General features: G+C 38.0%; 1 pseudogene. It reads left to right on the top strand.

The window, feature by feature from the left end:
- Positions 1-263 (top strand): annotated as a pseudogene (locus ACRHNM_RS17060) (SPFH domain-containing protein); the annotation flags it as partial.

The following is a 263-nucleotide window of genomic DNA, read 5'->3' as shown; positions in this document are numbered from 1 at the left end:
AACGACTACAAGGACAAGGTATCGCAGACCAAAGACGCGAAATTGCTCGTGGTTTAGAGGAGTCTGTAGAAGTGTTGAATGGAGTTGGTATTAACTCTCAAGAAGCATCTGCATTAATCGTTGTAACACAACATTACGATACGCTGCAATCTATTGGTGAAGAATCCAATAGTAACTTAATCTTGTTAACAAATTCACCACAAGCTGGTAGTGATATGTTAAATAACATGGTAGCATCTTTTACAGCAAGTAACCAAATTGGA

Origin of the sequence: Psychroserpens mesophilus, assembly GCF_050617655.1 — a bacterium.
Taxonomy (GTDB): Bacteria; Bacteroidota; Bacteroidia; order Flavobacteriales; family Flavobacteriaceae; genus Psychroserpens; species Psychroserpens mesophilus_A.
The sequence above is the reverse complement of the archived record's forward strand: the minus strand, read 5'-3'. Positions and strand labels throughout refer to the sequence as shown.